Origin of the sequence: Rothia terrae (assembly GCF_014705925.2) — a bacterium.
In the GTDB taxonomy this organism is placed as follows: domain Bacteria; phylum Actinomycetota; class Actinomycetes; order Actinomycetales; family Micrococcaceae; genus Rothia; species Rothia terrae.
Map to the genome: position 1 here is coordinate 1,647,647 of NZ_CP061539.1, position 23,457 is coordinate 1,671,103.

The following is a 23,457-nucleotide window of genomic DNA, read 5'->3' on the forward strand; positions in this document are numbered from 1 at the left end:
AAGGGGCGGTTTTCATCTCTGCCAATGAAAACCGCCCCTCTTTTATGGCGTCGAGTCAAGTCTTACTTGCGCGCTGAAAGGTACTCAGCCACCATAAAAGCAATTTCAAGTGACTGGCGATGGTTCAGACGAGGGTCGCACAGGGTCTCGTAACGATCAGCGAACGCTGACTCATCCACGGGATCAGAACCGCCCAAGCACTCAGCCACATCGTCGCCCGTCATCTCTACGTGAATACCGCCGGGGAAAGAACCCAGCGCTTCATGCACCTCAAAGAAGCCCTTGACCTCATCCACTACATCGTCAAAACGGCGGGTCTTGAAGCCGGAGGGTACAGAAATGGTGTTGCCGTGCATGGGGTCAGTCACCCACACCACCTTGGCGCCCTCTCGCTGAACACCCTCAACGATGGCAGGCAGATTCTCGCGAATCTTGCCAGCGCCCATACGAGTAATGAAGGTCAGACGTCCGGGTTCGCGGTTGGGATCCAGCTTGTCGATGAGGTTAATGGCGTCTTCAGCGGTGGTTGTAGGCCCAAGCTTCACACCAATCGGGTTACGAACCTTCGACAGGAAGTTCACGTGAGCGTCCTCAAGACCGCGGGTACGCTCACCGATCCACAAAAAGTGGCTAGAAGTTCCGTAGGGCTGCTCGGTGCGTGAGTCGATGCGGGTCAGGGCACGCTCGTAATCAAGCAGCAGAGCTTCGTGCCCGGTGTACAGCTCAGTTGCCTTCAGTGCGTTGAAGTCTGCACCGCACGCATCCATGAACTTAATCGCACGATCAATCTCTCGTGCCAGTGACTCGTAGCGTGAGTGAGCGGGATTAGAAGTAAAGCCCTTATTCCAGTTGTGTACCGAACGCAGATCAGCAAAACCGCCGGTGGTGAAAGCGCGAATCAAGTTAAGGGTTGACGCGCTGGTGTGGTAACCCTGCAACATACGGTTGGGGTCGTGGACGCGAGACTCAGCGGTGAAGTCAAAGCCGTTGACCATTTCACCGCGGAAGGACGGCAGGGTGATATCGCCACGGGTTTCATCGTTTGATGAGCGCGGCTTGGAGAACTGCCCCGCCATGCGGCCCATCTTCACCACGGGAAGGGACGCGCCGTAAGTCAGTACGACGGCCATCTGAAGCAGAGTTCTAACGCGTGCTGAAATTTTATCGGCAGTTGCGCCTTCGAAGGTTTCAGCACAGTCTCCGCCCTGCAAGAAGAATGCGCGTCCTTCTGCAACTTCAGCTAGCTGTGATCGCAGGCGGTCTACTTCGCCCGCGAAAACCAGCGGGGGTACAGCTTCAAGTTCGCTGATGACGTTCGTAAAATCAGGGTGGTCAGCCCACTGCGGGTGCTGGTCGATGTGCAGGTTTCGCCATTCATCGAGCGCGGGGGCATGGTGGGTTTCAGGTGCGGGGTTAATGCTCATGAAAATTGTGTCCTTGTAACGTCTTGGGTATGCCCGCGCCAAAGCGGCTCGTTGTGTGCATGTCTTTGACTCGGGCACGTTTGCATCTGCTGTGGGACGCCTGTGTGTAGCGATTCTAGTGTGGCCTGGGCCAAGTTTCACTTTCGCTGTTCATCACATGAGATGCAGTTATTTGTTTTTAGTAAGTTTTTGTACTGCTTCTTCGGCCGAGATGCCTTCTTTTTTCATCAGGTTCTTAACACTGGATGCGTAGACATCAACGTACTCCTGCTGCGAGAGTTTTTGGATTTCGCTCAGAATGAGGTCTGAGACGGTTCGCAGGGTTTCGTAGGAATCCTTCGTGTCGTAGTAAGGGCTGAGATCAATGGGTTCGCCGATGATGGTTTTGACGGTGATTTTTTGACCGTTTTTACGAAGCTTTACAGCATTTGAACCCACCGGCTGAACGTCGCTAGTACCGATCTGTCCTACAGGGATAACGGGTGCTTTGCTTTCCAGAGCCAGTCTTGCCACACCTGTCTTGGCCCGGTAAATGCGCCCGTCGGGGCTGCGTGTGCCTTCGGGGTAGATACCCAGGAACTTGCCATCGCGCAGGGCGCTGAGACCAAGCTCCACAGCCGATGCGCTCTTGGTACCGCCTTCACGGTTGACAGGAATTTGCCCTACGCCGGTAAAGAAACTTTTAACGATTTTGCCCTTGATACCGGTACCGGTGAAGTAGTCCGCTTTAGCAAGATAGTTGACCTGTCGAGGGCTCGCTAGAGGGATAAAAATCGAGTCACCAAAAGCAAGATGGTTGCTGGCGATAATTGCTGGCCCGTGTTGTGGGAGGTTCTGAAGACCGGTCACTTCGTGGCGATAAAGCGCTTTCATGAGGGGCGCTACGAAAGCTTTCTTCAGGAACATGTACAGCATGGTGACCTCGTTTGTTGTATCGAGAAAGAGTGTTCTCTTTGGTGTTGTACGCTCGTTTATTGCGTCATCGTACGCGTCCACTTTAGCTTATTTTGGGCGGTTGCGAATGTGTTGGTTTGCAAGGTTACGTGAGCTCTAGCGATACCGGTGAGTGGTGCAATGTTCAGATACTAAACTGCGGCGGTGTTGCGTTATTTTTCTGGGGTATCTCATGAAATAATATGGTGCAGTTAGTTTCGTAGAATTCACCGTTAAGAGCCCAGAGCTGAAGAGGAACTATGGACCCATTATCTTTACACGAGCCGATGTCTCACGCCACGGATTCTTCAGTGGGTGTGCTTGTTCTTCATGGTTTTACCGGCTCTACTTTTTCGATGCGTCCTGTCGCTGAGTTTTTTGCTGATCGCGGCTACGCCGTTGAGATGCCTCTTTTACCCGGGCACGGAACAACCTGGCAGGATATGGATACTTATTCCTATCAGGACTGGGTTGAGGCGGTTGATCAGGCGTATTGGCGTCTGCAACAACGCAAACGCAAGGTAGTCGTGTTTGGGTTGTCGATGGGTGGCACCTTGGCTCTGGTGCAAGCAGCTCGACGCGATGTCGATGCCGTGATTGTAGTCAATCCTTTTGTGAAGGATATGAAGCCAACGATGCGGTTCGCTCACCTACTCGCCAGGTTCACTCCCGCGCTAGATGCCATTGGATCTGACATCCAAAAACCAGATACCGATGAGCACGGCTATCAAGCGACTCCGCTTCTGTCCGTTCGGCAGTTGCATCTACTGGGCAAGGAGGCGCGTAGATCGCTGAGGTCTATTATCTGCCCGGTCTTGGTTTTTAAATCCCGTGAAGACCATGTCATTCCGGTAAGCTCGGTGGAGCACCTGCGACAGTGTCTCCCGCACACTCGCGTCGTACATTTGGATAACAGCTACCACGTTGCCACACTTGATTACGATGCACCCACGATTTTTGCCCGTTCATTAGAGTTCATCGAAGAGCTCGATAATTCATCCCGATAGAGGCTTTGATGCAAGAAATAAATTCACCGCAAATTGTTTTGACCGACCCGGCTCAGAACATCACCACCATTTTGGAACGCAAGGTTGAGGATTCCTCTAACCCGGTGCTGTACCGCGTCCAAAAATCACCGGGTAACTGGCAGGACGTACGCGCCACAGAGTTCAAAGCCCAGGTGGTAAAGCTTGCAAAAGGTCTGATGGCAGCCGGCATTGAACCCGGTGATGCCGTGGGCATTATGAGCCGCACACGTTTTGAGTGGACGCTGGTTGACTTCGCTATTTGGTATGCCGGTGCGATTTCCGTTCCTGTGTACGAGACGTCATCTGCTGCGCAGGCTGGTTGGGCACTCTCTCATTCAGGTGCTAAGGCAGTCATTGTTGAAAAAGATTCCAATGCTGAAACCATTGAAAAGGCTCGCAACCTTGAGAACGCAGACGTAGATTTGAGCGCGCTGGAATTTATGTGGGTGATGGACCGCGGGGATCTGCAGATTCTGGAGCAGGATGCGGTTGATATTACCGATGAGCAGGTGGAGGCGCGTCGTGCCTCCCGTACTCTCGATGATATCGCCACGATTGTTTACACTTCTGGTACTACCGGACGCCCCAAGGGTTGCCCTATCTCTCACGGTAACTTTGTGCGGCTCTCAGCAAACACCAAGCTCACGATTCCTGAAATCGCTAACGAGACCAATTCAACGATTATTTTCTTGCCGCTGGCACATGTTCTAGCGCGCCTTATTCAGGTACTGGCACTGGACGCTGGTGTGGTCGTTGGTCACAGCCCGAATATCAAAAACTTGGCAAGCGACTTGGACAGTTTTAAACCCACCATGCTACTGGTGGTGCCGCGCGTTTTCGAGAAGATCTTCGAAGGAGCTGTTAAGAAGGCCGAAAAGGGCGGCAAGCTGAACTCGACTCTGTTCAACCGCAGCATCGATGTCGCCATTGCGTGGTCTAAGGCAAAGATTGCCGGCAATGTTCCGCTCAAGCTAGAGATGCAGTACCGCTTCTATCAGAAACTCGTTTACTCGAAGCTCCACAATGCTATGGGCGGTGCCGTGAAGTTCGCTGTATCCGGTGGTGGACGCCTAGCACCGCTCCTGGGTCACTTCTACCACGCAGTTGGTATTCAGGTAGTCGAAGGTTACGGCCTCACCGAGACCACCGCTCCACTGGCGGTGGGTCGCATCCGCGATTTTGCAATCGGTGATGTAGGAACGCTTATCCCCGGCAATAGCGTCCGCTTAGCTGAAGACGGCGAACTCGAGGTCAAAGGCGTCGGCGTTATTTTGGGCTACTACAATAACCCCGAAGAAGATCAGGTGGCATTCACCGAAGATGGTTGGCTACGTACCGGCGACTTTGTGCGCATCGATGAGAATAACCACCTAACTATCATTGGTCGCAAGAAAGAGATTATTGTGACCGCCGGCGGTAAGAATGTTGTTCCGGCTCCTGCTGAAGAACACATTCGCACTTCTCCCTTGGTGAGCCAAGCGATGCTGGTGGGCGATGAGAAGCCGTTTATTTCAGCATTGATCACGCTCGATCCTGAAGTATTGCCCGATGAGCTGGAGCATCTTGGACTGCCGCGCACGCTCACGCCTAAGGAAGCGTCCACCAACCCTACGGTGCGCGAAGCAATCCAGAAGTTTATTGATGAAGCCAACGCGTTTGTTTCTAAGGCTGAGTCAATTCGCGAGTTCCGCATCACCGATAAAGATTTCACCGAAGAAGAAGGGCATTTGACTCCGTCTATGAAGGTTCGTCGTCCGCAGGTTCTGCAAGATTTCAGCTCGTACATTGAAGATATGTACAACCGCACTCGCGAATCAATGAATGAGCGCAGTGAGAAGTTCCAGGCGTACCGCGCTGAGCGGAATGAAAAGTACCAGGCCTTTAAAGCTGAGTCAGCCGAGAAGTTGCACGAGTTTGGCGAGAAGGTACAGAAGTACTCTCCCAAGAATGCTAAAGCTATCGATGATGCAGAAACCCCTATTGAAGAGACGCTAGATGTAGACGGCGAGACTTGGGTTGCTGTGACCGATGAGGACGCGGCTGCTGCAGGTCTGTTGGGCGAGTCCAAGCAGGTTGAGCAGGTTGTAACGGGGCTTCCCGCCTCAGAGCCGTTGGATGAAGATTCCGCGGACTTTACCGAGCAGCCGTCAGCTCAGCCCGATGCCTCAGAGGCACCCGCAGATATTACCGTGGTTGAGCCTGTCGGGTCTGAGAAGCCTTCACGTGCAGAGCACGAGGTGATTGTAGGGCAGACGTCCCCGGCGACCGCGTCCATGTCGTTGGTACCCGAGGGCGAAGACTATGCGTCACAGCGCACCGAGGGTCAGGGCGACTGGGTTCAGGTTGAGTCGACGCCTGCTGATAGCAAGGACGCCAATAGCAAGAAGTAAATAAGTTACTCAACGGCAATGAAGAGGGGTGTTTTCAACAAACATCCCTCTTCTTTTATTTTTGAAATAATTTAAACAAGTACACTTATGTTTTATTTCAAGTTTAAATAAGTAAAGTTATCTTTTTCACTTCACATTAAATTGAAGTCTAAATATAACAAGGGGTAAAGTTTATACTAAGCAAACTTTATACTATCGGCGAACACTATTGGGGTGCGTGAGCCGAGAAATCCCCCTGGTAGAAAAAAGATAACATGAGCACAGGAGTTTCGCGACGATCCCTCACCAAAGGAGCAGCGCGAGCAGTACCCGCAGTGGCAGCAACCACAGCCATTCCCGCTTACGCATCATCAAAATGCGACCCAAGCATGCTGGATTTACCGGTCAACTCAAACATCGCTTGAGGCTCAGCCTCAGGCGTTCAGTACCGCACCTTCGACGGATCAGCAACGGTCATCAACCTGCCTGCCGATACCGTTATCACCGCAATCAACTACACCATCTGGACGCCCAACCGAGTTGATAACGATGCCAACAATACACGTTGGTACGAATTTGGTTCTTACGATCCAGGCAACGGTCACACCACCGACATAACCAACGTTGCATGTACTACTTCTTACGCAACTATTACCGGCTGCAACTTCCTACCCGCTTACCAGTCAGGCACCACCGCTAAATACAGCGATGTCCCCGCAACAAATTCCGAATCCCGCTTAATCAACACCACCGACTTTGGCGGCGTTGATAAGATTTGGACCTCTGCAGGTTCTTCAGCACGCCTAACGGCTAACTGGACCAACCACACCTACATTTCTGGTACCAAGTACGTTGAAAAGCACTCCGGCACCGATCTTTTCGGTGGCACCTCTGTGCCAGCTCATGGGCTGTAACCCACACTGGCGATGCCGCTGTAGCAAATACAGAGCTGGTCAATTATGGCGGCAACGGCTGTAAGGGTATTCGACTGGGCAGTACACCCCTGGCAATTTTTGAATCTAAGAATATTCAAACGCCAACCTCACCCTACGCAGCTACTTATACCCCAACGATTCCTGTAACCAAAGGTGTTTTCAATCTGGAATACACTTCAGGTGGCAAGAAGTACCGCATCACTGGTATTGCAAACACCACCGGCCTCAAGTCCTTCTCAGCTCCTGTTCAGATTGGCTAATCCTCATAGCCTCCTGTTCATCAAACACCAGAAGCTAACCGTAGTCATGTACTACATTTCTTATCACTGATCGCTATGACGTTTTAGCGCAGACGTATCAGACACCTGGCGCTTCAATAGCTGAGCTAGATAAAAACGGGGGGGTCACTCAGATTTTCTGAGTGCCCCCCCCCCGTTTTTTGTTTCAACAAAAATACAGAAGCCACCAGTTCTCACCCATCTCTCCCAACACACCCTTCAATAGCAGGTAAACCCAGCGTTTCCCTCGTATCATCCCATTCACCGCCAGCCCGAGCCCATTGTTTTGTCACCGCTCACCGCCGGAATAATAGGCTACATCAGGCAAGACTCCCCTCATCCACCACAGCTGCACCGACTTGCACCTTACGGCGATACCCAGCTCAAACCTGCCACCTCGAGCCTTCATAGGCGCCATCCCCTTCAGCAAGAGGCTGCGAATAGCTAAGATAAAAAATACATAAACTACCCAACGGTAAAGTAGCTGAATACCCCCTACAAAATACCGCTCTTTTTCTGTTTTTGAAAATAAAAAAAGTAAATTTATATTTTTATTGCAATTTTTTAATACATAAAATGAGTGATTTACGCAGAATTAAATTGATAGCCTAATATTTTTCGGAGTAAAGTTTTCATTAAACAAAATTTACTATCGGCGAACACTGTTGGGGTGGGCAAGCCGAGAAGTCCCCCTTGTAGAAAAGAGACACAACGAGCACAACAGTTTCGCGACGGTCCCTCGCAAAGGGCGCGGCATGGGCGGCACCAGCCGTTGCCGCAACCACTCTAGTACCGGCGTATGCAGCATCGCGCTGCGGAACCCCTACTGTTCGCACGAGCGGTGGCGTTACAACCCGCTGGGGTATTGCAGCCACAAGCACTACTGACACCCAGAAAACAAATATGCAGATTTCAGTTGGTGAGCAGGTATACGTCGATAACCTGCCAGCGGGTGTTACTGTAATCAGCGTTAACGAACAGTGGTTCATTGAAAATCACCAAGGACAAAACGCTCAGGGTAACGGTTTTTTCTTCATCGGCAATACCAGCTCAAGCTACAACAAATCAGGTCAGTGCACCGTGTCGGCTGTTCTGTCACTTGGACTACTCAGCCAGAACCGGAGACCGGACAGGGCGCAGATTCGACTCTTCCGCGTGCAGGATGGTCATCCACCGTCACGAATACTCAAAATAACCAAGACACGGTGTATTCAGATGGAGTCACCCGTAAGGCTTGGGATGTGAACCTTAAATACACCGGTAGCGGAACCTACACCACTACCGCCGCAGGCTGCCAGTCATACACCACTGGCGGCTCAGGAAGATTTGCGGTGAACTACACCGATGTTCCCCGAGAAGTAGCAGGAGCTGTGTCAGTAGCGGTGTTTTCTATCGTGACAGTCGCTCTCAGCACCGGGCAGGTACTCACTTACCGTAGCTCAACTCAAAAAATCGTCAGCAAGTAATCTATTCACTCAATAAAACGCCGTTGAAATCACTCAGATGACTTCAACGGCGCAATTATTTAATAACAGTTTTCTATTTTTCGGTTTCTAGTCCCAACAATGCATTTTCAATGACTTCGCTCAATGCCGGGTGAATCCAGTATTGACCTCGCGCCATCTCGTGCGCAGAAAGACCGAAGCTCATCGCCTGAATAATGGGCTGGATGAGGTTCGAGGCTTCCTCACCCATAATGTGTGCGCCTAGTAGCTCACCGGTCTTCTTGTTGGCAAGTAGCTTGACGAAGCCTACAGAATCTTCCATCGCCCAGCCGTAGGCAACATCGCCAATGTTCTGCACCTTAACAGCAAGCTCAAAGCCCTCGTCCTGAGCTTTCTCACGAGCTTCTTCTTCGGTCAGACCCACATGCGCAATCTGCGGGTGAGTAAAGACAGCCGCAGGAACATAGCGGTGGTCAGTCTCTCGCATGGTCTCGGGATGAACCAGGTTGTACTGCACGATACGCGCCTCGGCGTTAGCCACGTGCTTGAGCTGGTACATCGAGCTGACATCGCCCAGCGCAAAAATACCGTCAACGGGCTCACCGTCTTTGAGAACGCGCTGGGCAGCATCAACACTCACCAGGGCGGTTTTCTCATCGACGTCAAAGAACTTTTCAGCAGCCAACGTATCGCTGTTGGGACGGCGTCCAGTGGCCACAAGAATCAGATCGGTTTCGATTTCTTCTATCTTTCCTTTGTGCTTGAAGGTGACAGTTGCAGTCCCATCCGAGTTCTCACGAATTTCTTTGAGCGAGCGGTTTAGGCGTAGATCCCACTGCTTGGCTGCCTGTTCTGCGAACTTCTGAGAAATCTCAGAGTCATTTTTGCGGAGCAAAACATCAGAGCGATGCGCCTGAATAACCTCTGCTCCCAGTCCGTTAAAGACGTGAGCAAATTCGGCTGCAATAAATCCGCCGCCGAGAATCAGGACGCGGGCAGGCAGCGCATCAATGCGCATCACGGTGTCCGAGGTATGCACCAGGGATGAATCGATACCGGGAACGTTGGGAAGTACTGAGCGTGACCCGGTTGCCAGCACAATCTGGGGTGCGCTCAGGCGAGCGCCAGAATCAGTTTCCAGGGTATGGGTATCGACAAAGTGGGCGTATTCTTCGAAGACAGTGACGTTGTTCAGGCCCTTGCGGTAGTCTAGGCCGCCGTTGGAGATAGCGTCGATGCGCGCAAAGATGCGGTCGCGCATCGCTGACCAGTTCACGTCGGTAACTTTTGCTTTCACACCCAGGTGGTCGATATGTTCAGCGGTGTGTGCAACAGTTGCCGGGTAAACGTACTGTTTGGTGGGAATGCAACCGAAGTTAAGGCAGGTACCGCCGAAGGTTCCGCCGTCGATGATGGCTACTTTTTTGTTATCCCAGTTCCCGTCGATCAGTGAGTTACCGGAGCCTGAGCCGATAATGATGAGGTCAAATTCTTGGGTGCCCATTCGTGTGCCCTTTCTGCAGGGGTCTTTTGTACTACTGTATCAACATCGATTAGAGCGTTTTTGTTCCCGGCTGGTCGGCTCTTTGTTGGTTGCGAATCGGCGGTGCGCGGGCAAAAAAGTTACCCGATCCCGTGCAATATACCCGAAAAATCGGGTGTAAAGCACAGAACCGGGTAAGTTTTTCTCGCTAGAGGTTAGTCGGTTTTCACCACGATCAGCAGGTCGCCGCCTTGAACGTTGGAGACCTCGTTGTAAACAACGCGCTCCACAGTTCCTGCGACGGGTGAGGTAATAGATGCTTCCATCTTCATCGCCTCGATAGTCGCAATTTGATCGCCAACCTCGATCTTGTCGCCGACCTGCGCGGTGATAGTGACGCCACCGGCAAAGGGAGCTGCCACGTGACCGGGGTTAGCCGCATCCGCCTTTTCAGCGCTCTTCACGTTAGATTCCACCGAGTGATCACGAACCTCCACAGTGCGTGACTGACCGTTGAGAGTACAGATCACCTGACGCATGCCCTTTTCGTCGGGTTCAGAGATTGCCTGCAAGGTTGCAATCAGGCGAACGCCCTTACCCAATGAAATGACGTGCTCGCGGTTTTCGATCATGCCGTACAGGAAGTCACGGGTGTGCAAAATCGACACATCGCCAAATTCCTCACGGATTGCTTCAAACTCACGGGCGGGCGCGGGGAAGAGCAAACGGTTGAGGGTTGCGCGACGGGTCTGCGAATCCCCTGCCAGTGCCTGAGCATCCTCATCAGAGATCTCGTTAACCTGAGGCTTAGAAAGCTTACGTCCCTCAAGAGCACGGGTACGGAAAGGCTCGGGCCAACCGGCAGGCGGAGTACCAAGCTCACCATTGAGGAAGCCAATAACTGAATCCGGAACATCGAAGTTCTGGGGATCTTTCTCGAAGTCCTCGGGGCTAACGCCCATACCGACCAGCTGCAAAGCGAGATCGCCAACGACCTTAGATGACGGGGTCACCTTCACAATATGACCGAGCATCTTGTCAGCCGCAGCGTACATATCCTCAATTGCCTCGAAACGATCGCCCAGACCAAGAGCAGTCGCCTGGGCACGCAGATTAGACAGCTGGCCACCAGGAATCTCATGGTTGTACACGCGTCCGGTCGGTGAGTTCAGACCCATCTCAAACGGTTTGTAGATCGCACGAACCGCTTCCCAATAAGGCTCAAGTGCCAAAACCGCGTCCATCTCAAATTCAGGAGCACGTTCAGTTCCGTCCATTGCAGCCAAGAAAGCAGAGAAGGACGGCTGAGAAGTAGTACCTGCCATTGACGCGGTAGCCACATCAACAGCATCCACGCCAGCTTCAACAGCAGCCTGAAGCGTTGCCACCTGACCGCCTGCAGTATCATGCGTGTGCAGGTGAACAGGCAGATCAAAACGCTCGCGCAAAGCGGTGACCAATCGTCGAGCTGCTTCAGGACGCAACAGCCCAGCCATGTCCTTAATAGCAAGGATGTGCGCGCCGGCGTCCACAATCTGCTGCGCGAGGTCGAGATAGTAATCCAGCGTGTAGACGGTCTCATTCTCATCGAGCAAGTTGCCGGTGTAACACATCGCTACCTCAGCTACGGCGGTGCCCGTCTTGCGCACAGCGGCAATTGCCGGTGCCATCTGAGAGACATCGTTCAAAGCATCGAAAATACGGAAGATATCGACGCCGGTTTCAGCAGCCTCAGCCACGAAAGCATCGGTTACTTCGGTGGGGTACGGTGTGTAGCCCACGGTGTTACGGCCGCGCAGAAGCATCTGAATCGGAATGTTAGGCATAGCCTCACGCAGGTGCGCCAGACGTTCCCACGGATCCTCAGAGAGGAAGCGCAGAGCAACGTCGTAGGTTGCACCGCCCCAAGCCTCCATCGAGAAGAGGTTTGGAGTGGTATGAGCTACAGCCGGAGCTGCCGCCAACAAATCGCGGGTACGCACACGCGTCGCCAAAATAGACTGGTGAGCATCGCGGAAGGTTGTATCGGTTACCGCTACCGGCTTGTAGTCGCGCAGGTACTTCGCAAAGCCCTCCGGCCCAAGCTCCTGCAACTTCTGACGCCAGCCCGCAGGCGGCTCATGATCAGAAGCATCAAACGGAGTACGGAACGGTTCTTCCTGCTTATCACCGGGGAATCGAGGCAATTTCAGACGCGGGTCCGTACCTTCAATGCGCTCACCGTGAGGCTGATTGACCGTAGTATTCGCCAAGTACTGCAAAGCCTTGGTACCGCGATCAGATGACCCCTTAGTGTTCAGCAATTCGGGGTGCTCATCGATAAACGGAGTCGAGACGTCGCCAGCCTGGAAAATCGGGTCTTTCAGAACAGCCTGCAAGAAAGGAATATTAGTGGCAACACCGCGAATACGGAACTCCGCCAAAGCACGTTGCGCGCGTTGCACGGCAGCACCAAAATCGCGTCCGCGGCAGGTGAGCTTAACCAGCATGGAGTCAAAGTGGGGCGAAATCTGCGCACCGGTGTACACCGTACCGCCATCCAAGCGAATACCGGAGCCACCCGCTGAACGGTAGTACGACACTTTACCCACGTCAGGACGGAACCCGTTAGCAGGATCTTCAGTGGTGATACGGCACTGCATCGCCGCACCGCGCACCTGCAACTCATCCTGGTGAATACCCAAATCTTCAAGGCTCTCGCCAGCAGCAATACGCATCTGCGACTGCACCAGATCAACATCAGTGACTTCTTCAGTAACGGTATGCTCCACCTGGATGCGCGGGTTCATCTCAATAAAGACATGCTGACCAGCGCGCTCGCCGGCGGTATCAACCAAGAACTCAACGGTACCTGCGTTGGTGTAGCCCAGCTCCTTTGCAAAAGCTACAGCATCGCGGAACAGCGCCTGACGAATTTCTTCATCAAGATGCGGCGCGGGAGCGATCTCAACAACCTTCTGGTGGCGACGCTGCAGTGAGCAGTCTCGCTCAAAAAGATGAACGATATTTCCCTGACTATCAGCCAGAATCTGCACCTCGATGTGTCGAGGACGCAATACCGCCTGCTCCAAGAAGACCGTGGGGTCACCGAAAGCAGTGTCTGCCTCACGCATCGCAGCTTCCAGCGAATCCTTCAAAGCATCGCGGGTTTCAACGCGGCGCATACCGCGTCCGCCACCACCTGCAACAGCTTTAACGAAGATCGGGAAGCCAATTTTTTCTGCTTCTTCAAGCAGGTAGTCAATATCCTTTGACGGCTCCGATGATTTCAGAACCGGAATTCCGGCACGGCGCGCGGCCTTGAGCGCCGCTACCTTATTACCTGCCAGTTCTAGAACTTCGGGGGGCGGGCCAATAAAAGTAATTCCGTTATCAGCAGCCGCTCGCGCAAGCTCAGGATTCTCAGAAAGAAAGCCGTAGCCGGGGTAGATAGCATCCGCGCCTGCTTCTTTGGCAACGCGAATAATTTCATCTACGTCCAAGTAAGCGCGGACGGGGTGCCCCTCTTCGCCAATGGGGTAGGCCTCATCGGCTTGCTGACGGTGAATCGAGTGACGGTCCTCGTAAGGGAAAACGCCAACAGTCTCTGCACCGAGCTCGTAAGCTGCCCTGTACGCGCGAATGGCAATTTCGCCACGGTTTGCAACAAGAATCTTGTTAAACATTCAATTTATCCGTTTCCGCTTCGATCTCGCTGACAAGGTCAAAGCTCCATTCCACACTGTGTGAACACCACCACTATAACTGTGAGTTGCGCTAAAACGAGTATTTTTTTCGCATATCGAACAGCAGATGCGTAACGACTTAACTTTTTGTGACGTTCATCATTTACGAGATGCGCAGGGGTATCTATCTAGGTATAGACATGGTGCGATTGAGTCACTTAGCGTTCCTGCAGATGACCCCGGCTTTCAACGATTACCTACCGGTGTTGTTACCATTTTTTCAACTACAATAAGGTGTCTACGCATCATTTGCCCCGCTCCCCTCATGTAAGGACTTCGTCGCCATGACCACCACCATCAGCATCAGCAGCCTCAAAGGCGGCGTCGGAAAAACATCGGTGACATTAGGTCTTGCATCTGCGGCCTTAGCGCAGGGAAAACGCGTGCTTGTGATTGACCTTGATCCGCACGCAGATTCTTCAACGGGACTCGCCGTAGACACACGCACAGCTTGCGATGTCGGCACCGCACTGTTGGATAAAAACATCAGTTTTGACAAGGCGCTCTCTACAAGTGCATGGGGACGCGTGCCGCTACCCGAGGGCGCTGATATTAAGGTTTTGCGCGGTTCTGCCATGAGCTCCCGATTTGATGCGCTGACCTATAAGCAGACCCTCTACCTTCTGTCCCAAAAGTTAGAGAGTATCAAAGAGGACTTTGATCTCATCCTCATTGACTGCCCGCCCACGCTTTCGCGTCTAACAGCCACCGCGTGGGCTACCTCCGACCGCGTCATTGCAATTGCAGAACCCACGCTATTCTCAGTTGCCGGCACCGAACGCACCCTCAGAGCAATTGCCCAGTTCGAAGCGAACTCCCCTTATCGAGTAGAGTCTGCGTCCATCGTGGTGAATAGATACAATCGCAACAGCCCCGAACATCGCTTTCGCATGGACGAGTTACGCGATACCTACGGTGATCTCGTAGCCCACACTGTGCTACCAGAAACTCCTGAGGTGCAATCCGCACACGGCGCCGCTTTCCCCCTGCACTTCTGGAGAAAAAGCGATCTCTCCGAGCATGCGCAACTATATACTCGCCTTTTGGCAGGACTCTTGGCAGAAGCACAGCCAACAGTTTCCACAGAGACAGCTACCACAGACCGCTAACTAAATCTTTACACTAAAGGGCGGCTCTCAACCATTAAGAGCCGCCCTTTTAGTGATCTTCAAATAAGAAATGCTTACATACCTTGAGTTTTACGCGCGCGTCGCGCTGAGAGTTCGTCGTGAACTTCTTCTTCAGCTTCAACAGTGGTCTCGCCCGGCAACTGCGCCAGGTTAGTTTCAAGTTCGCGCCACACGCGTCCAATAGCAATGCCAAAGACGCCCTGACCAGCCTGAACAAGATCAATAACCTCAGAGGCACTGGTGCACTCGTAAACGCTTGCACCGTCGCTCATCAGAGTAATACCCGCAAGATCTTCAACACCCCGGGTACGCAAGTGCTCAACCGAAGATCGAATCTGCTGCAGTGAAACACCGGTATCAAGCAGGCGCTTTACAATCTTGAGAACCAAAACGTCGCGGAAACTATACAGACGCTGGGTACCAGAACCGGATGCTGAACGCACCGTGGGCTCCACAAGCTGAGTACGAGCCCAGTAATCAAGCTGACGATAGGTGATACCAGCGGCTTTGCACGCAGTAGGACCGCGGTATCCCAGGTTCTCATCAACCAGACTCACGGGGTCATCAAATAGGACGCCCTGCTCACCCTGCGGGGGTTGCTGCGGCATCACGTCGTCGAAACCTAGCAGAGGCTGATCCATAGGCACCTCACGAGCAACCCCGAGATGCGATGATGCAACAGAGGAACCATTCACAGGCTCATCGGCTGAAAAGTCATTAGCCACGATTCTTCCTTCCATCATCGATATGGTGCACTAGCTACCATCGTACCGGTTGCCAGCATATTTGCCGTGCAACTGAAAACCACGTACTAGCCAGCTTAAAACGCGCCTTAACTCAGCATCGGAATTAACACGCAGGTTGCGGTCGGATTTTTAAAGCACAAAATGGGGAGCACGCTCGCGTCCCTCACATTTCACGCTCTGAAATTATCTGCGTACCTATTCTAGTCGTAACTTGGCATGGATGCTGCCACCAACGCCATGTGAAGACGAAGACACAACTGCGCAAGCTCCCCAGCACGTTTAGAAGCCACCGCCTGAGCACCGGCGTCCTTACGCGAAGCCAAAGGCGCCACAGCGGTTTCAATCAGACCAACCTCGCGCTCAGCTGCAGCTTTGAAAGAGCGCAGGTGACGCGGCTGCAAACCGTGCGAGGCGAGCTCAGCGCACACCTGAGCAACGACAACATCGTACTCGTCAAAAACGCCATCAACCTCGCGAATCAAACCGAAGTTCATAAGCTCACGCAAAGTCGCCAAATCGCTATTGGTTTTCGCTGCGAGCTCACGAATGGTGTACGTACCACCGGGCTCTACGTCCGCCGCCTGAGGTGTAGAAGAAACGTCTTCACGAGCTGGAGGATCACCCTGCTCATCTAACTTCACTTCAGCATAGGGAGATGCGATGCGCCCATCATCCACGGCCTCAAGGCGGGCCTTGATCACCTTCAACGGCAAATACTGATCGCGCTGAAGCTCAAGAATATACCGCAAACGCTCAATATCTTTTTGCGAATACTTGCGGTACCCGGTATTAGTGCGCTGCGGAAAAACGAGGCCCTTATCTTCCAAGAAACGAATCTTAGAGGCACTAATACCCGGAAAATCAGCGTCCAACTGGCTCAATACTTGACCGATAGTCTTGTTCTTCAGGTCTCGCGATGAGCTCGTTGTATCAACAGAATTTTCTGGGGATTCAGTCATTAGTTCTGACGTGCTCCGAGGTAGAAAGCAAAGTGGAACTTACCGATGCGGATTTCATCGCCGTTTTTCAAGATGGCTTCTTCAACACGGTCACCGTTGACGTAGGTGCCGTTCAATGAGTTGCCATCGGTCAAAATGAAGGTGCCCGCATTGGGAACAAAAACAGCGTGCTCACGCGAAACGGTGACGTCGTCCAGGAAAATATCACTGGTGGGCTTGCGGCCTGCAACGATCGGCTGATCAGCACCGTTCTGGTCCTGCTCAACGGTCAGCAAGAAACGAGTTCCCTTCACCTGACCTTCAATACCGATCAGAAGTGCCGAGCCTGCAGGCAGAGTCGCAATGGTATCTGATTCTTCGGGGGTCAACGCAAAAGTGTTGTTGCCAAGTGACTCAACGTTGCCCAGCGAAATAGTTGATGTTGCCGGGTGTGCTTCGTGGTTTTGGGTCATTGGGGATTCCTCGCAAAAAGTATCGTGCTGTATGCTGTGGGGAGTTTCAAGACTTGCTTGCCGCACCGGTAACTTGGTAACGATTCGGTAAACAGTAAATCTCTTGTTTAATCTTAGCGGGCATTCTCCCAGATACATATTTCTGGTGCTTTACTACGAGCAAAAACACTCAAGCTTGCTCCCTTCTACACGGTCTGCAAAGCAACTCACACGCAAAAAGCCCCGCATCGTAGCGGGGCTTTTTCACAGGTTTTCCTCTTACGGCGGGCACGTGTGCCCTACTGACCGCAAGTGTTAGGCGATTTCCTGCTCATATGCGTCAGCAGTCAAAAGGTTCTCAAGGTCACCTTCGTCGTTGGGATGAAGCTCAATGAGCCAGCCTTCACCGTAAGGATCGGAGTTCACCAGTGAAGGATCAGTATCAAGAGCGTCATTGACGGTAACAACCTCGCCTGAGACGGGACAGAACAAATCTGAGACGCTCTTGGTTGACTCAATTTCGCCAAAAGTTGACTCTGCATCGAATGATTCGCCAACCTCAGGAAGGTCAACGTAAACAACGTCACCCAAAGCGTCCTGCGCGTGGTCGGTGATGCCGATACGAACGGTGCCCTCAGCAGTAACAGCTGCTACCCATTCGTGCTCAGCGGTGTACTTAAGTTCTGCGGGAATGTTGCTCATGGTCTATGAGTCCTTTCGCTAATTGGTGCGATGCGCCCCGTGCGTGAAGGGCAGTATGAGTGGTTGCGCAGGTGAGGGAACCTGCATAAAAACACAAGTAAAAGTATGTCACAGACAACACGTATTTGTGATGCGCAATGCAGTTGAGCCGGTCAAATTTTCCTAAGAGTTCACGTGCTTAACGCAATATACCCAATGCTTCTTATGCCTGCCCTGTTCCAGTTGCGCGCCCTCTGACAAGAAGAGACGCAACCTGCACCAGTGCAAGCTACGCCTCTTCTTCTGAATATTCAGTTTTGCCAACTAGTTATCCCAGTTAGCTAATACGGCTTTGTTAGATGACAGCTTCTGAGAAACGGTCAGGGTTACCAAAGCGATGCGCAGTGATAGATACTGCCTGCTCCTTGACGAAAGGTAGCATTTCTACGCGGCCTGATTCGGTAACAGGCTGGAAGTAAACCGCAATATCGGGACGACCGTTCAAAGCTTCGTAAATGCCCAGCTCGTCATCACCAATGTAGCGGATGCGTGAGCCACCGAGTGGAGTGTCCTCGAGCTCGCGCATTGACTTACCAGCCAGCTTGCGCAGACCTTCACGGTATTCCTCATCGCTTTCAACGACGATCTCAACGCCAGCGTTCTCCAGAGCACCGTGAGTTGCAACGGGTACATCGGTTGCAGTGGAGAACTGCAAGGGAGCACCTGCTGCCACGCCCGCCAAGACAACGCGCAGAGCTTGAGCAAGGTCCGCAGTTGAATCAGCACGAACCTGAACCTTCTGAGGAACATAACGCAGAATGTTACGCTCCACGCCTAGCTGTGAAGGATCATGCTTAGCGCCAAATTCCAAAGCCCATGCTTCAGCATCTGATGACGTTGCGCGTGAGAGGTAATCAAGCTGCTCACCGTTGACCGCTGTCGGTTCACGCAGTGTCGCCAGAGTCTCACGAACACCAACTGAAGAAGGCGCCTGCGATGCCTGAGATTCAGCGGACTTCCAATCGCTCAAAGCAACCAGGTAGTTGGGGCCACCGGCCTTGGTACCCGAACCCACAGTTGACTTCTTCCAGCCACCGAAAGGCTGACGGCGCACAATAGCACCGGTAATACCGCGATTGACGTAGAGGTTACCCGCCTGAACCTTGCTGAGCCACAGTTCCAGCTCATCAGCGTCCAACGAATGCAAACCAGCAGTCAAACCGTAATCGGGTGCATTCTGCAACTCAATTGCCTCTTCGAGAGTCTTAGCGGTCATAACACCAAGAATCGGGCCGAAGTACTCGGTCATGTGGTATTCGCTACCGGGCTTAACACCGCTGCGAACACCGGGTGACCACAGGCGTCCGGTCTCATCAAGCTGCTGGGGCTTAATAGCCCACTGCTCGCCGTCACCTAAGGTGGTCAAACCGCGCAACAGCTTGCCTTCAGGTTCAGCAATAACCGGACCCATTTCTGACTTGATGTCTTGCGGATGCGCTACGTGCAGTGATGACACAGCATCGAGCAACTGATTACGGAAGCGCTTTGAGGTTGCAACCGAACCCACCAGAATAACGGTGGATGCAGCCGAGCACTTCTGACCTGCGTGACCGAAAGCTGAATAAACAACGTCCTTCACCGCCAGGTCGAGATCCGCGTTCGGAGTGACGATAATCGAGTTCTTACCTGAGGTCTCACCGAACAAGGGAAGATCCTTGCGCCATGAACGGAAGGTCTCAGCGGTCTCATAACCACCGGTCAGAATCAGGCGGTCAACAGCAGGGTGCGATACCGCATACTTGCCAGCCTCACGATCGGTGAACTTGACCAGCTTCATGATGTTCTTGGGAACGCCAGCACTCCAGAGAATATCTGCAATAACAGCGCCGGTGCGAGCGGTGTTGGACGCGGGCTTGAAGATAACGCCGGAGCCAGCAGCCAGTGCTGCGAGCACGCCACCGGTAGGAATAGCGGTCGGGAAGTTCCACGGCGGTACAACCAGCGTTAGGTGAACCGGAATAGCCTCTGCACCGTCAACTTCTTCAAGTTGCTCCGCGAGCATTGCGTAGTAGTAAGCAAAGTCGATTGCTTCTGAGACCTCAGTATCACCCTGGTCGAGAGTCTTACCGGCTTCGGCAGCCATGACCTCTAGCAGTTCACCGCGGCGGGCAGCCAGCTCAACGCCAACCTTGCGCAAAACGTCTGCACGTTCCTTGCCTGACAGCGCACCCCAGCTCTTCGATGCTTCTACAACATCAAGGATGATTTCTACGACCTGCTCGTTAGAGCTGACCTCGTTAGCCTTCAGAGTTGCAATGCCAAGATCGGTATTTTCTGAACGCTTGAGGATCTCACGACCCCACTGACGGTTTGCGACCAGCGCTGAGTCAGTATCGGGAGTGTTCTCGAATTTTCCGCGCGGAACAAAGACGTTTTCGCGGGTTTCGGTCAAACGGTTCTGAGCGCGCTTTGGGCCGGGAACCTCATCCGTCACTGAGTTCAGCGAGCGCAAGAAACGGTTCTTTTCACGATTGAAGAGCTCTTCGGAGTCGTTGAGGTCAAAGACGGCGCTCATAAAGTTCTCGCTAGATGCGTTTTCTTCAAGTCGGCGTACCAGGTATGAGATTGCCACGTCGAATTCTTCGGGGCGTACCACGGGGGTGTACAGCAACAGGTGGCCGACGCGTCGGCGGATAATTTCTGCCTGCTGCGATGCCATACCGATGAGCATCTCGAATTCGATGTCTTTTTCGACGCCTCGGTCTTCTGACAGTAGCAAGGCGAAGGCAACGTCGAACAGGTTCTGGCCAGCAACACCGATACGAATATTCTTGGTGTGTTCGGGGCGCAGTGCGTAGTCGAGGATGCGCTTGTAGTTGGTGTCGGTGAGCTGCTTGGAATCCCAGGTGGTCAGTTCCCAACCGTGGATGACACTTTCAACAACTTCCATGGAGAGGTTTGCGCCCTTGACGAGGCGAACCTTGATGCGTGAGCCACCGTCAGCAACGCGCTGTGCAGCCCATGCCTGAAGACGTTGCATTGCGTCCAGAGTGTCGGGCAGATAGGCCTGAAGAACGATGCCTGCTTCAAGGTTCCTAAGGTGTGGCTGGTCAAGAATCTTGGTAAAGACGTCGATGGTCATATCGAGGTCTTTGTACTCTTCCATATCCAAGTTGATGAACTTCTTGGTGGGAGCGTTTGCAGCCAGTTCGTAGAGAGGAGTGAGGCTCTTGACGGCGTAATCCACTGCTTCATCGAATGCCCAGTGTGAGTGCGGGCCGAGCACAGATGACACCTTAATGGAGACGTAGTCGATGTCATCGCGGGAGAGCAGACGCTTGGTCTCGCTCAGGCGGCGCGCTGCTTCTTTATCGCCCAGCACTGCCTCACCCAGAAGGTTAACGTTGAGCTTGTTGCCGCTGGCGGTGAGGTGCTCAATGGCGGGACCGAGCTTCTCGTCGCGAGCGTCCACAATGAGGTGGCCAACCATCTGGCGGAGCACAGCGCGCGCGATATCAACGGTGGGCCACTGTGCCTGAGCAGCGAGCTTGCCGCCGAGTCCCACAGCTGACTTCATGTACCAGGGCAAGAATGAGGGAACGATGGGTGCAATACGTCCGAGGTTCTTACCTGCAACTACCTTGTCTTCAGGGCGAACAACGTTGTCCACAAAGCCCACAGTAAATTCAAGGCCGTGAGGGTCTTTCAGGACACCGGCAAGTTTTTCAGCTGCCGGATCGCTGGGTACGCTCTGGGATTCTCTCACCCATTGCTCTGCCAGCGCGACGGCGTCGTGTGCCATCTTCTGGTAGCGCTCATCTGCGAATACTTTCTCGCTCATAATCTAGAGCCTTTCGTTTACGTCGTTGTAAAAACTGTGTCCTAGGCAATTATGCTCCACATCACGCCTTTAGTAAAATTAAATTATTCTTATATGATTAGTTAAATATTTCTTAACTATAGCTACACCTTGTAACCTCGCGAGAAAGCCGTCACCATGTACGATATTCGCCGACTCAATATGCTGCTAGAAGTTCACGAACGCGGCACTGTTGCAGCCGCAGCAAAAACCCTACACCTCACCTCATCGGCCGTATCTCAACAGCTTTCACAGCTCGAAAAAGAGGCTGGCACTCCCCTACTTACTCATGTAGGACGCAGGTTGCAGCTTACCGCTGCAGGTCAAGTTCTCGTTGACGGCACCCGCTCAGTACTCAAAGAGTTTGACTCTATGAAAACGGCAATGGAAAGGCTCAGCGGTGAACCAGCAGGCACCGTACGCATCGCGATTTTTCAGTCTGCCGCCCTAGCCCTCTTACCGCTTACTCTTGAACATCTGCAGCAGCACGCACCGCAAGTCACCCTGCATGTTGTTCAAATCGAACCGGAGATCGGGTTAAGTCTTACAAAAAGTCGAGAGTTCGACCTCACCATTGCCGAAACCTACCCCAGCTACTACATCCCAGAAATTCCCGAACTCGCCTACGATCTCATCGCAGAAGATCCGCTCTATGCCATCACTGCCGAAGATGCGGGAATCATGCATCTCAAGCAAGCGAGTGAAATCCCCTGGGTATTGGAAAATAAGGGCAACACCAGTCGCGAATGGGCCATTAATCTTTGTCGCTCTGAAGGCTTTGATCCAAAGATTCAGTACGAAATTGACGACGTCATGACACACGTACACCTGGTACAGGCGGGCTACACCGCAGCGGTTATCCCCGGATTCATTGCGCGAACCGCGCAAAATCTAGATAACATCACCATGCTCAAGACATCTCATCAGTATCACCGCAAAATCTATGCGGTATCTCGGGAAGAAAACAGTGAACAGCTATCTATCACAGCAGTGAAGACTGCCCTCAAATGGGCGGCCCAACACAAGAAAAACTCAGCTTTCGACCAATAGTTTTGCCAACTGAGAATCCATAATCACATCTGTAATTGCGCCGGTGTTCAAGGCACCTTTCAGCGCTTTTACCCTGTGATTACCTGACACCGCGCACACGCGTCGTGGGATTTTGACAAGCTCGGCAGGGGTCGGCCCGGTAGCTCGCGCATTAATCTCGAGGTCCGCATAGCTACCGTCGTCGCGCAATAAAAGAGTGCACATATCCCCCACTACCCCCTGCGCGCGAATAGTAGCCAGCTCCTCACTGTCGAAATAGCCACCGCTATACACATGAGAAGGAATAGCGCCACCAAAAGCGCCGATTCCAAAAAGGGCAACATCTGCTTTTCTCTGCACCGAGAGAACGCCGGCAACACTTCTCTCCTGCCACATCGCATCCTTAGTAGCTGCAAAGTCAAAAAATGCGGGCACCGGAAAATGCACCATTTTCGCCCCATAAGCCTCAGCCACCGAACCCAAGATTGTGCCCGAATATGGAATACCTGTGTGTCTAGCATTGCCCGCCCCATTTAGCTGAACCACGGTGACGTCAGCGACCGGACGCTTGTGCAGGTGCTTAGCCACCTCACTCACCGTAGAGCCCCAGGCAATACCGGCAATAGTGCCATCGTTGATATAGCTATCAAAAACCTCCGCAGCAATACGCGCTACTTTATCCATACGGGTCAAAGGAGTCATGCGCGCGGTGGTCTCCACCACTCGAGCGCGCACGCGATATTGATCAGAAATGCGCTGGGACAAGCTATCTTGGGCGCGATATTTATCGTTGAGACTAATGCGCACGATGCCCTCCTCACGCGCCGTTTTGAGCAGACGAGAGACGCTAGGACGCGAAATACCCAGGTGCTCAGCAATGGCATCCATGGTCTGCCCCTGCATGTAATAAAGCTCAGCGGCAATAAAAGCCTGCTGTGAACGTTCGTGCATAAAATTAATTCTACAATGCACAATCGTTCAATTCTTTTGGTCTTATTTACC

At 52.7% G+C, this 23,457-nt stretch carries 16 protein-coding genes; 6 read left to right on the forward strand and 10 right to left on the reverse strand.

The window, feature by feature from the left end; genetic code table 11:
- Nucleotides 1–62: 62 nt before the first annotated feature.
- Nucleotides 63–1,424, reverse strand: coding sequence for a class II 3-deoxy-7-phosphoheptulonate synthase (locus tag IDM49_RS07615; RefSeq protein WP_190724068.1), 1,362 nt, complete (start codon nt 1,422–1,424; stop codon nt 63–65).
- 168 nt (nt 1,425–1,592) lie between these two features.
- Complete coding sequence (locus tag IDM49_RS07620) at nt 1,593–2,297, reverse strand: lysophospholipid acyltransferase family protein (protein WP_228008043.1); 705 nt, start codon at nt 2,295–2,297, stop codon at nt 1,593–1,595.
- A 320-nt stretch (nt 2,298–2,617) separates the two neighbouring features.
- On the opposite strand from IDM49_RS07620, the gene IDM49_RS07625 reads away from it, so the two are divergent.
- From IDM49_RS07625 to IDM49_RS07640, 4 genes are all read left to right on the forward strand, one after another.
- Nucleotides 2,618–3,364, forward strand: a complete 747-nt coding sequence (locus tag IDM49_RS07625) for an alpha/beta hydrolase (protein WP_190724069.1) — start codon at nt 2,618–2,620, stop codon at nt 3,362–3,364.
- A gap of 8 nt (nt 3,365–3,372) precedes the next feature.
- Nucleotides 3,373–5,775 carry an AMP-dependent synthetase/ligase gene (locus IDM49_RS07630; protein WP_190724070.1) on the forward strand — a complete coding sequence of 801 codons (2,403 nt, stop codon included), beginning with the start codon at nt 3,373–3,375 and terminating at the stop codon, nt 5,773–5,775.
- Between the two features lie 254 nt (nt 5,776–6,029).
- Nucleotides 6,030–6,179 carry a hypothetical protein gene (locus tag IDM49_RS07635; protein ID WP_168615541.1) on the forward strand — a complete coding sequence of 50 codons (150 nt, stop codon included), beginning with the start codon at nt 6,030–6,032 and terminating at the stop codon, nt 6,177–6,179.
- A gap of 1,861 nt (nt 6,180–8,040) precedes the next feature.
- Nucleotides 8,041–8,433 (forward strand): hypothetical protein, encoded by a 393-nt coding sequence (locus IDM49_RS07640; protein WP_193836647.1) that lies wholly within the window; start codon nt 8,041–8,043, stop codon nt 8,431–8,433.
- A gap of 73 nt (nt 8,434–8,506) precedes the next feature.
- Here the strand turns inward: IDM49_RS07640 and IDM49_RS07645 are convergent, their stop codons facing one another.
- Together IDM49_RS07645 and IDM49_RS07650 are read right to left on the reverse strand one after the other, a co-directional pair.
- Complete coding sequence (locus IDM49_RS07645) at nt 8,507–9,916, reverse strand: mycothione reductase (protein ID WP_190724072.1); 1,410 nt, start codon at nt 9,914–9,916, stop codon at nt 8,507–8,509.
- 194 nt (nt 9,917–10,110) lie between these two features.
- Nucleotides 10,111–13,560, reverse strand: a complete 3,450-nt coding sequence (locus tag IDM49_RS07650; protein WP_190724073.1) for a pyruvate carboxylase — start codon at nt 13,558–13,560, stop codon at nt 10,111–10,113.
- Between the two features lie 344 nt (nt 13,561–13,904).
- Here IDM49_RS07650 and IDM49_RS07655 point away from each other — a divergent pair, with 344 nt between their 5' ends.
- Entirely contained in the window at nt 13,905–14,729 is an 825-nt protein-coding gene (locus IDM49_RS07655) for a ParA family protein (protein WP_190724074.1), read from the forward strand.
- Nucleotides 14,730–14,803: 74 nt separating this feature from the next.
- Here IDM49_RS07655 and IDM49_RS07660 read toward each other — a convergent pair whose 3' ends face one another.
- From IDM49_RS07660 to IDM49_RS07680, 5 genes are all read right to left on the reverse strand, one after another.
- On the reverse strand, nt 14,804–15,391 hold the full coding sequence (locus tag IDM49_RS07660) for a MerR family transcriptional regulator (RefSeq protein WP_190725453.1): 588 nt from the start codon (nt 15,389–15,391) through the stop codon (nt 14,804–14,806).
- 305 nt (nt 15,392–15,696) lie between these two features.
- Entirely contained in the window at nt 15,697–16,455 is a 759-nt protein-coding gene (gene ftsR, locus IDM49_RS07665; protein WP_190724075.1) for a transcriptional regulator FtsR, read from the reverse strand.
- Nucleotides 16,455–16,907 (reverse strand): FHA domain-containing protein, encoded by a 453-nt coding sequence (locus IDM49_RS07670; RefSeq protein WP_168615152.1) that lies wholly within the window; start codon nt 16,905–16,907, stop codon nt 16,455–16,457. Before IDM49_RS07670 ends, ftsR begins: the two co-directional genes overlap by 1 nt.
- 294 nt (nt 16,908–17,201) lie before the next feature.
- The gene (gcvH, locus tag IDM49_RS07675) at nt 17,202–17,588 is read right to left on the reverse strand and encodes a glycine cleavage system protein GcvH (protein WP_168615153.1); all 387 of its coding nucleotides are present in this window, start codon (nt 17,586–17,588) and stop codon (nt 17,202–17,204) included.
- Nucleotides 17,589–17,922: 334 nt separating this feature from the next.
- Nucleotides 17,923–21,408 carry a bifunctional proline dehydrogenase/L-glutamate gamma-semialdehyde dehydrogenase gene (locus IDM49_RS07680; protein WP_190724076.1) on the reverse strand — a complete coding sequence of 1,162 codons (3,486 nt, stop codon included), beginning with the start codon at nt 21,406–21,408 and terminating at the stop codon, nt 17,923–17,925.
- Nucleotides 21,409–21,564: 156 nt separating this feature from the next.
- Between IDM49_RS07680 and IDM49_RS07685 the strand changes: the two genes are divergently transcribed.
- Nucleotides 21,565–22,476, forward strand: coding sequence for a LysR family transcriptional regulator (locus tag IDM49_RS07685; protein ID WP_190724077.1), 912 nt, complete (start codon nt 21,565–21,567; stop codon nt 22,474–22,476).
- On the opposite strand, the gene IDM49_RS07690 is transcribed toward IDM49_RS07685, so the two are convergent.
- Entirely contained in the window at nt 22,459–23,406 is a 948-nt protein-coding gene (locus IDM49_RS07690; RefSeq protein ID WP_190724078.1) for a sugar-binding transcriptional regulator, read from the reverse strand. The two genes, IDM49_RS07685 and IDM49_RS07690, sit on opposite strands and share 18 nt — an antisense overlap.
- Nucleotides 23,407–23,457: the final 51 nt, after the last annotated feature.

Excerpts from the sequence above, each read along its gene's own strand:
- IDM49_RS07615 (WP_190724068.1), bottom strand. The coding sequence starts at position 1,424 with ATGAGCATTAACCCCGCACCTGAAACCCACCATGCCCCCGCGCTCGAT.
- IDM49_RS07620 (WP_228008043.1), bottom strand. The coding sequence starts at position 2,297 with ATGAAAGCGCTTTATCGCCACGAAGTGACCGGTCTTCAGAACCTCCCA.
- IDM49_RS07625 (WP_190724069.1), top strand. The coding sequence starts at position 2,618 with ATGGACCCATTATCTTTACACGAGCCGATGTCTCACGCCACGGATTCT.
- IDM49_RS07630 (WP_190724070.1), top strand. The coding sequence starts at position 3,373 with ATGCAAGAAATAAATTCACCGCAAATTGTTTTGACCGACCCGGCTCAG.
- IDM49_RS07635 (WP_168615541.1), top strand. The coding sequence starts at position 6,030 with ATGAGCACAGGAGTTTCGCGACGATCCCTCACCAAAGGAGCAGCGCGA.
- IDM49_RS07645 (WP_190724072.1), bottom strand. The coding sequence starts at position 9,916 with ATGGGCACCCAAGAATTTGACCTCATCATTATCGGCTCAGGCTCCGGT.
- IDM49_RS07650 (WP_190724073.1), bottom strand. The coding sequence starts at position 13,560 with ATGTTTAACAAGATTCTTGTTGCAAACCGTGGCGAAATTGCCATTCGC.
- IDM49_RS07655 (WP_190724074.1), top strand. The coding sequence starts at position 13,905 with ATGACCACCACCATCAGCATCAGCAGCCTCAAAGGCGGCGTCGGAAAA.
- IDM49_RS07660 (WP_190725453.1), bottom strand. The coding sequence starts at position 15,391 with ATGGATCAGCCTCTGCTAGGTTTCGACGACGTGATGCCGCAGCAACCC.
- ftsR (WP_190724075.1), bottom strand. The coding sequence starts at position 16,455 with ATGACTGAATCCCCAGAAAATTCTGTTGATACAACGAGCTCATCGCGA.
- IDM49_RS07670 (WP_168615152.1), bottom strand. The coding sequence starts at position 16,907 with ATGACCCAAAACCACGAAGCACACCCGGCAACATCAACTATTTCGCTG.
- gcvH (WP_168615153.1), bottom strand. The coding sequence starts at position 17,588 with ATGAGCAACATTCCCGCAGAACTTAAGTACACCGCTGAGCACGAATGG.
- IDM49_RS07680 (WP_190724076.1), bottom strand. The coding sequence starts at position 21,408 with ATGAGCGAGAAAGTATTCGCAGATGAGCGCTACCAGAAGATGGCACAC.
- IDM49_RS07685 (WP_190724077.1), top strand. The coding sequence starts at position 21,565 with ATGTACGATATTCGCCGACTCAATATGCTGCTAGAAGTTCACGAACGC.
- IDM49_RS07690 (WP_190724078.1), bottom strand. The coding sequence starts at position 23,406 with ATGCACGAACGTTCACAGCAGGCTTTTATTGCCGCTGAGCTTTATTAC.